Below are 7,177 nucleotides of genomic sequence, written 5' to 3'. Positions count from 1 at the left end.
AAATTTAGGATAAGATTGGATCCAGGCACTTTAATCTCCTTTTTGACCGTCAAATCAATAGGTTAGTTTAGACTAATACGATTAAAGTGCCCCCTCAAATGGTGTAGAGCCACTATGCCCTTTTGATCTGGAATGAATTGAAACTCTAGCAAAAGCAATAGCCATGAATACACCTATTTAAAGTGATCCATCGGTTGCTTTTTAAAAGAAAAATCCTTGTCCATTAAGGATTTTGTTTTGACCTGATTTTTATAATTTAGCAAACATTCGAATGAATGTATATTGCGCCCTTGCTGTTCGCTGTGGGACTTTAAATTTCGCTGCGCTTAATTTATTTGATAAAGAACTCTTGCTTTTGAAGATCTGGCACTGTACGCTGAATCTGTTAACTCATTTGCGGAGAAATGATTATGTCTACGAAGACAGTATCGCAAATGGAAGCAGTACTCTTGGATAGAATCGAAAAAGCTAAAATCAAGTTAGATAAGTTACAACAAAAGCATAAACTTGAAATTGGTACTCTTGCCTACAAACACGGCCTTCATCAATTTGATAATACACAATTAGATACAGCATTTTTGAAGATTGCCAAGGAGTTATCTCATGGCCCAGTGTGAACAAATTGAAAAAGAACAACAAATAATTGCACGTTGTGAAAAATCCCTTGCTTTAGAGAAATTAAAAAAACGTCGAGCGGAAACTCGATATAAGATTGAGTTAGGGGGGCTGATTATAAAATCTGGTATGCATACACATCATAAATCAGTCATATTGGGCGCATTAGGATATATTTACGAATTATTGAAAAATGATACAGGTAAACTTGCGTTTTTCGAGTTGAAGGCTAAGGATATATTTAACAATTAACGCTTAAAAGGCACTATTATTTTACTAAGGAACTAAAATAACATATATTCCCTTGATAATAAGTCCTATACTCAAAACTATTATTTAATAGATTATTTTGACGGTACGAAATATAAAAACTAAAGTATCGTACAAAATACAATATATTTGGCCAAATAATGAAAAAATTAAAATATAATAAACCCCAAATTCAAGAGGCTATATTTGAGGCCAAATTTGATTACGAAAATTTTGATGTTGCAATGCCTGGCCAAATATTTGAATTAATTAAAAATGAATATCCCACAAAGTTAGATTACAAACATTTTTCCATAGCATTCTCAGAAAATAGTAATCTACCCCCACTGATACAAGCTCCTTTAATTCGAGCATCAAATAAAGATAATTCAGAAGTATTGCAGTTCGGCCCGGGAATAACAGTGGCTAATGATCTAAAATATGAAAGCTGGAAAAGTTTTGAGCCTAAAATATCTAAAATTTTAGCAGCATATATTGATATCGCTAAACCGATAAATGTAAATCGCATTGGAACTAGATACATCAATAATATCCATATTCCTATAGATAATATTAATGTTTCTGATTATTTTAATTTAGATATACAAATTCCTAGCCAGCTCTCAAATATGATAGGTCTTGAACTTGTGTTTATAAATGAAGCTACTCGAAACAATAATACATTTACTATACGAACAAAGTTTTCTACAGAAGCAATCAAACCCAATGAAAATGGCGCAAGATTTATTTTAGACTTAGATTGTTATATCGAAAAACAGTTTGATTGCGATCGTGACTATTTAATTTCTTTGGCTAAAGATTCACATGATATATTGGAAGATTTTTTTGAGGCTATAATAAATAATAATACACGACAAATTTTGGAAGTTATAAATGACTAGCACAACAGTAGCTCTTAGAGTCCCTTTAAAATTAAAGTCCCCAAGTAGATGGATTAGGCCAGACTTTAATTATGAAGATTATAGTGCACAAGTAGATGGCTCATCATTACAGAAAAGAAGAGAGTCATTGCTTTCTACTATTACCTTACAAGACAATAAAGAGCTTCAAATAGAACATTTATTTAAACTTAAAACTCCTCTTATTGATAGAAGAAATGAAATTATAAAAAATCCAATCAAATTACTTTTCTTAAAACAAAAGTTGAAAGCCATTGATGCGGAAATAGATAAAATAGAATTAGAAATATATAAAATTCAATCTAAAGATATTACAACCAATGAGAGTATTGATAATTTTCTAAATAATATTGAAGATAAATTAAATAATCGAATTAAACGCTTTCAAAAATATCGTGAAAAATCAATAGACTGCAGCTTAGATGACCACATACCGCATTTATAAACCTCAACTTAGAATTGACTTCAATTATTCCTGTGGGTATTGCAAAGCGAATGAACCTGAAATTGGTGGTTCCAAAAATTCATTTCAAATTGATCATTATAGGCCCAAAAAGCAATTTCCTGAATTAATCAATAATTTTCAGAATCTAATCTATGCCTGTAGAGAATGTAATCAATATAAAAGTAGCTATTGGCCAACCCGCAGCCAATCATTATTACAACAAAAGATAATCAATCCTAAATTAGATAAATTTGAGAAGCATATAGATCAAACAAATTTTGAATGGAAAGGAAAAACGATTAGAGGAAAATGGAATATAATTACATTAAGATTATCTTCACAATCTCATATTTTAAGAAGAACAGATAGAGCAAAAATACTCAGAATGATCGAAAGATTCCTAGAGGAAATACCCGAATTTCAAAATGAAATAATAAGATTAGAAAAAAGTGATGATATAGAGCATCTCCAGAAACTCAAAGACGAATATGAAGCTCACCTAGAAGATATAAATATGTTAAGAAGAAAAATTGAAGGCCCCATGGAATGACCCTAAAAATCAAGTTCGTGAGATTTACGTATTTGAGTACGACATTGTTATACACTGTACGCCATTAGTGGCATTTTCCCGCGGCATAAATTATAATAAAATCAATATTTTAAAACCGAGATAAAGGGCTCATAATCCTTTAGTTTATATACGACTCATAGCATTTAAAAAGATCATGAGTCGTAATAAAAATCCTATTCTTCGCCCCAAATTTTCTCGCTAAAGAAATATAACCTAGGTGTGTCCACACCATTAATTCGAGGTTTATGTGAAGATTTCCCATCCGATGCAGGTATTAACCATCCAGCATTCATTAATACGCGGGTAGCCATTCTAGGCTCATAGCCTTTGCAAAGTTCATTCTTATATACTTCTGGAAGCACCATAAACAATCTAAAGCCTTTATCATCAGTACGATAGAATCCAGCACGATTTACTATGCGCCCGTTATTAGGATCACGTACATTATCAAACCGGCTTGCTCCATGGGATTCAAAGAACGCGCGAACTTGTGCCATAATAGCTCTGTCTTCTCGATTGCCATCAGTACCAAAATTCTCTTGCCAAGATTGAAAACATTGCTGTGCTCCTTGAAAAGACTCACTGCGTTGCCATCCAGTTAGGCCAAACTGGGTGGCAAGTTCTCCTGCGGCAGCTACTAGGGCGAATCGTCTTGCTACTCTTATCCCTTGTCCGGTAATGTCCTTATTAAGAACCTTTTCAACGAACTGTTTAATCATATTATTGATTACTGGAATAAGCGTTTGACGATTGACTACCACATGCTCGAGCCATGCTAAACCTACAACACCGTACTGTTTATCGGTTAATTCTTTCAGTGTTATTGCCATAGCTGCTGGGCTAATTTGCTCGTGTGTCTTTTCAAATAGCCCATGCCTGCTCCTGCATCCGCTTCAATGTCTGCAAGTCTAATTTCTTGGCCGGCATTGGCGCGTTGACCAGCTTTTGCCATTAATGCGGTTAATGACTCCTCACCTGCTGAGAGAAAGATTAAAGACCAACTGGCTGATTGTTTGGCTGCTCCTGTTTTAGAGGCTCGAGTTTTTCCTTGTCCATTTCCTAGTAGATAAGCCGCTTCCCCTGCTTCTCTGGGATCTACTTGGCTGAGTTCATCAAGAATTAGTAAGCCATCATTGTGTAAAGCAGCCAAGCCTTCTAAGCCATTAGAAGTGCTGCGCCATAAACGGCTGTAGGATTTTGGATTTCCCCATACAGACGCAGCTACTTTAAGAGCAGTGCTTTTACCAGATGACGAAGCACCTCTGAAATGAAAGCCGCCAGAGTCTTCACCAGCAAGCTTTGCCAAACTTGGGGTAAAGGCTGTGCCAATAGCAAAGACTAAACGTGAATTACCTGAGGCTAAGCGCCCTATTGAATTTCGCCATTCATCAACGGAACCAGAGCATGACAAAGCCGGCTCAATCGCATTATTATTTTGAAATACTACTTCTTCTTCATTAGTACCAATTGAACCATTTGCCGTGACAAACACATCCTCATACCACCCAAGTTTATCAACACAACGAGCGCGCGCTTCAATAGGAAATACTTGTAAATAAGAGGTTAGTAGATCTCTGGCTAATTTATTAGGTGAAATTGCTAAGCCTAGTCGTGCCAGTTCTCGTCTAACATCGGAAGAATCACCTTGCAAAAACGCTAAAGGCATTGCCCATTGATGAATCACACCATCATCATCTTTCCATTCGAGTAATCGACCCCACTCTCCGCTTTTAGCATCCCGTGTTTTAGCAACTACAGAAAGCGCGGAGCATATCCAACGCGGCGGCAATTGATTGCCGTCCTTATCTGTACCAATAAAAGTGATGCCTTTCTCACTTAATTTGAAATGACCGCCTGCATATTCACAGATAACTGGACGGTTTTGTGCATTAGGTAATGAAATAACCTGATTTTGTGACATAAAAAATTCTCCAACTTAAATTCAGAGAAGCATTAAGCTCTAACACATAAGAAGCTTTCTGAACTGTGAAACAACAATAAAAGTTATTCGTTACCCATTGCCAGTGCCTGACCTTCATCACTGGTTGAACGGTATACTCGTTGTTGTTGGAGGAAACCTAGAACATCACTTTTGCGGTATAAAACTTTACGCCCAATTTTTAAATAAGGAACGCTTGTACCTGCCCAGCGATTACGTTCAAGTAATTGCGTCGAGCAACTTAAAACAGCCGCAATGGTTTGTTGGTTAAATAAGGCGGATTCTGGAGCAGAATCAAATTCGTTTAAAAGATGTAAACGCGTTGGTTTTTGTATAGACATGGTGAACCTCTACAATTGATTTCATTTCAGCTTAATGCCGACCGTTTGCGATCCATGCTGCAATGAATATCAAGTGCTTATACAGCTCACATTGATAATTCGTATCCATAAAACAATGGCCTATCCATGCCATGAGCTTGTCCTAAATCTTAAGCTCGAAAAAAGTATCGCTTAAATATTCAAACTCTGTCAAGGGGTTTGGATCTAATTAAAAGTTATGGATTGGAATGATAGTAATTAAAAGATATTACAGGTTGGATGTCCCACTCGCCCCTAATAAAAAATAAAACTAGGGACGTCTCTAACTCAGTGTTTATAAGGGTTTCCCACATGTCCCTTTTGTCCCTCCGAATATTTATCTCATCAAAAATCTCTTACCACAACACAATAAACTATAATTTCCACAACTTAATAACCTATGATTTCCACATACATTAAATTATCTAATAAACAACAAGTTGAATTAATTTTTTCATATTGTTCACTTTTAATGAATAAATGAAAACACTACCCAATCAGTATTCCCGATCGGTAACATTTTTATTTAATAGGCGAAAAAAATCAATTTATTACCGATCGGGAACATTTTATGGAATTTTATTCAAATAGGGTATAAAATTACCGTACGGGAACATTAGAAAGAAAAATGATGATTCAATCTCCAGAAAATATAGGATCTTATATTCGCAAAGTTCGTAAAGAACTTAATGTTACCCAAAAAGATTTGGCTTTAACTGCCGGAACTGGATTACGTTTTATTATTGATTTGGAAAATGGAAAGCCAACTTGCCAAATTGGAAAAACACTGCAAGTACTACAAGTCCTAGGGATTCAATTCAATTTATCTCATACTGAGTTTGAAAATGAAAAATCATAACTTAGATGTCTATCTTAACCAAATACTAGCAGGTCAATTAAGTATTGATGCGCATGGTGACATGTCTTTTGTCTATGATGATAGCTACTTTGAAAAAAAGAATAATCCCCCTTTATCACACTCACTTCCCATTAAAAAAACCCTTTATTCAATGCAGCAATGCCGACCGTTTTTTAGTGGTCTCTTACCTGAAGCCCATATGCGAACTGCTATTGCTCTTCAATTGGGTATCAGTGAAAAAAATGATTTTTCCCTATTAGCTGCTATTGGTGGTGAGTGTGCTGGGGCTGTGATGATATTGCCTCAAAATACCTCCATAGTTCAGCTAAAGCCTGACTATAAAATTATTCAAAAAAAAGACATATTAGAAATCCTGCAAACCATGCATCAAAGACCTATGATAGTCGGTGAGGATGGAATCCGTTTATCCCTTGCTGGAGCTCAGGATAAACTCCCAGTTGCTATTATTGAAGGAAACCTCGCAATACCAATGAATGGTGCACCCAGTACCCACATTTTAAAACCAATTAATCGAGACTTTCCCACCCTAATTGAAAACGAGTGCTTCTGTCTTAATCTGGCGCAAAAAATTGGATTAAATGCCGTGGATGCAGCTATCCATTACGCTGATGATACTCCTTATCTGTTGGTTAAACGCTATGATCGGATTGAGACAGAGGAAGGAATCCAACGCCTTCATCAAGAAGATTTTTGTCAAGCAATGGGGATAAGCCCTGAGATGAAATATCAGCGAGAGGGTGGCCCAAAAATTAGTGAATGCTTTGGTTTGATAAGAAATATATCAAGTCTCCCTGTCTTGGATATTAAAGAATTATTACAGGGGATTCTGTTCAATGTGATTATTGGCAACAATGATGCACATAGCAAAAATTTCTCTTTGCTCTATCATGGTTCAAAAAATCGTTTAGCACCTTTCTACGATATGATTGCAACCGTATATTATCCTAATCTTGCTAATAAAATGGCGATGAAAGTTGGTAGTAAATATGATTTTGATGGCTTATTCCCTCGTCACTTTACACAAATGGCAGAAGAGTCTCTTTTATCTGGTGCCCTAGTACGTAAAGAAGTCTTAAATCTAATTAGCAAAATTCAAAAAAACATAATGCCTAGCCCCTTTACCAGCATTATTTTGCAACGTGCTGATAAATTATTTCAGAGGTTCCAAAAGTCTTCTACGGAATAATATTTATATGATT

8 protein-coding genes and 1 pseudogene are annotated in these 7,177 nt (G+C 35.6%); 7 read left to right on the top strand and 2 right to left on the bottom strand.

The window, feature by feature from the left end; genetic code table 11:
- Positions 1-410 precede the first annotated feature (410 nt).
- The 5 genes from ACD661_RS13805 (at position 411) to ACD661_RS13785 (ending at position 2,779) form a co-directional block, all read left to right on the top strand.
- Complete coding sequence (locus tag ACD661_RS13805) at positions 411-617, top strand: hypothetical protein (protein ID WP_400188448.1); 207 nt, start codon at positions 411-413, stop codon at positions 615-617.
- Positions 604-867, top strand: coding sequence for a conjugal transfer protein TraD (locus ACD661_RS13800; RefSeq protein ID WP_400188447.1), 264 nt, complete (start codon positions 604-606; stop codon positions 865-867). Before ACD661_RS13805 ends, ACD661_RS13800 begins: the two co-directional genes overlap by 14 nt.
- Before the next feature lie 158 nt (positions 868-1,025).
- Positions 1,026-1,766 carry a TIGR04255 family protein gene (locus ACD661_RS13795; protein WP_400188446.1) on the top strand — a complete coding sequence of 247 codons (741 nt, stop codon included), beginning with the start codon at positions 1,026-1,028 and terminating at the stop codon, positions 1,764-1,766.
- Positions 1,759-2,229, top strand: coding sequence for a hypothetical protein (locus tag ACD661_RS13790; RefSeq protein WP_400188445.1), 471 nt, complete (start codon positions 1,759-1,761; stop codon positions 2,227-2,229). The genes ACD661_RS13795 and ACD661_RS13790 overlap by 8 nt, the downstream gene beginning before the upstream one ends.
- Positions 2,207-2,779 carry an HNH endonuclease gene (locus tag ACD661_RS13785; protein WP_400188444.1) on the top strand — a complete coding sequence of 191 codons (573 nt, stop codon included), beginning with the start codon at positions 2,207-2,209 and terminating at the stop codon, positions 2,777-2,779. The genes ACD661_RS13790 and ACD661_RS13785 overlap by 23 nt, the downstream gene beginning before the upstream one ends.
- A gap of 194 nt (positions 2,780-2,973) precedes the next feature.
- On the opposite strand, the pseudogene ACD661_RS13780 reads toward ACD661_RS13785, so the two are convergent.
- Both ACD661_RS13780 and ACD661_RS13775 read right to left on the bottom strand, forming a co-directional pair.
- A pseudogene (locus tag ACD661_RS13780) lies at positions 2,974-4,721 on the bottom strand (DUF927 domain-containing protein).
- A gap of 83 nt (positions 4,722-4,804) precedes the next feature.
- Positions 4,805-5,080: a DNA-binding protein gene (locus ACD661_RS13775; RefSeq protein WP_400188443.1), complete on the bottom strand. Its 276-nt coding sequence runs from the start codon at positions 5,078-5,080 to the stop codon at positions 4,805-4,807.
- Positions 5,081-5,726: 646 nt separating this feature from the next.
- Between ACD661_RS13775 and ACD661_RS13770 the strand changes: the two genes are divergently transcribed.
- Entirely contained in the window at positions 5,727-5,957 is a 231-nt protein-coding gene (locus tag ACD661_RS13770; RefSeq protein ID WP_400188442.1) for a helix-turn-helix transcriptional regulator, read from the top strand.
- Positions 5,944-7,164 carry a type II toxin-antitoxin system HipA family toxin gene (locus ACD661_RS13765; RefSeq protein WP_400188441.1) on the top strand — a complete coding sequence of 407 codons (1,221 nt, stop codon included), beginning with the start codon at positions 5,944-5,946 and terminating at the stop codon, positions 7,162-7,164. The genes ACD661_RS13770 and ACD661_RS13765 overlap by 14 nt, the downstream gene beginning before the upstream one ends.
- Positions 7,165-7,177 lie beyond the last annotated feature (13 nt).

Source organism: Legionella lytica (assembly GCF_044626755.1).
Classification (GTDB): domain Bacteria; phylum Pseudomonadota; class Gammaproteobacteria; order Legionellales; family Legionellaceae; genus Legionella; species Legionella lytica_A.
Note: the sequence above shows the minus strand (reverse complement) of the source record. Positions and strands in the feature narration are given on the sequence as shown.

Coding starts and splice junctions, on each gene's coding strand:
- ACD661_RS13805 (WP_400188448.1), top strand. CDS start 411: ATGTCTACGAAGACAGTATCGCAAATGGAAGCAGTACTCTTGGATAGA.
- ACD661_RS13800 (WP_400188447.1), top strand. CDS start 604: ATGGCCCAGTGTGAACAAATTGAAAAAGAACAACAAATAATTGCACGT.
- ACD661_RS13795 (WP_400188446.1), top strand. CDS start 1,026: ATGAAAAAATTAAAATATAATAAACCCCAAATTCAAGAGGCTATATTT.
- ACD661_RS13790 (WP_400188445.1), top strand. CDS start 1,759: ATGACTAGCACAACAGTAGCTCTTAGAGTCCCTTTAAAATTAAAGTCC.
- ACD661_RS13785 (WP_400188444.1), top strand. CDS start 2,207: ATGACCACATACCGCATTTATAAACCTCAACTTAGAATTGACTTCAAT.
- ACD661_RS13775 (WP_400188443.1), bottom strand. CDS start 5,080: ATGTCTATACAAAAACCAACGCGTTTACATCTTTTAAACGAATTTGAT.
- ACD661_RS13770 (WP_400188442.1), top strand. CDS start 5,727: ATGATGATTCAATCTCCAGAAAATATAGGATCTTATATTCGCAAAGTT.
- ACD661_RS13765 (WP_400188441.1), top strand. CDS start 5,944: ATGAAAAATCATAACTTAGATGTCTATCTTAACCAAATACTAGCAGGT.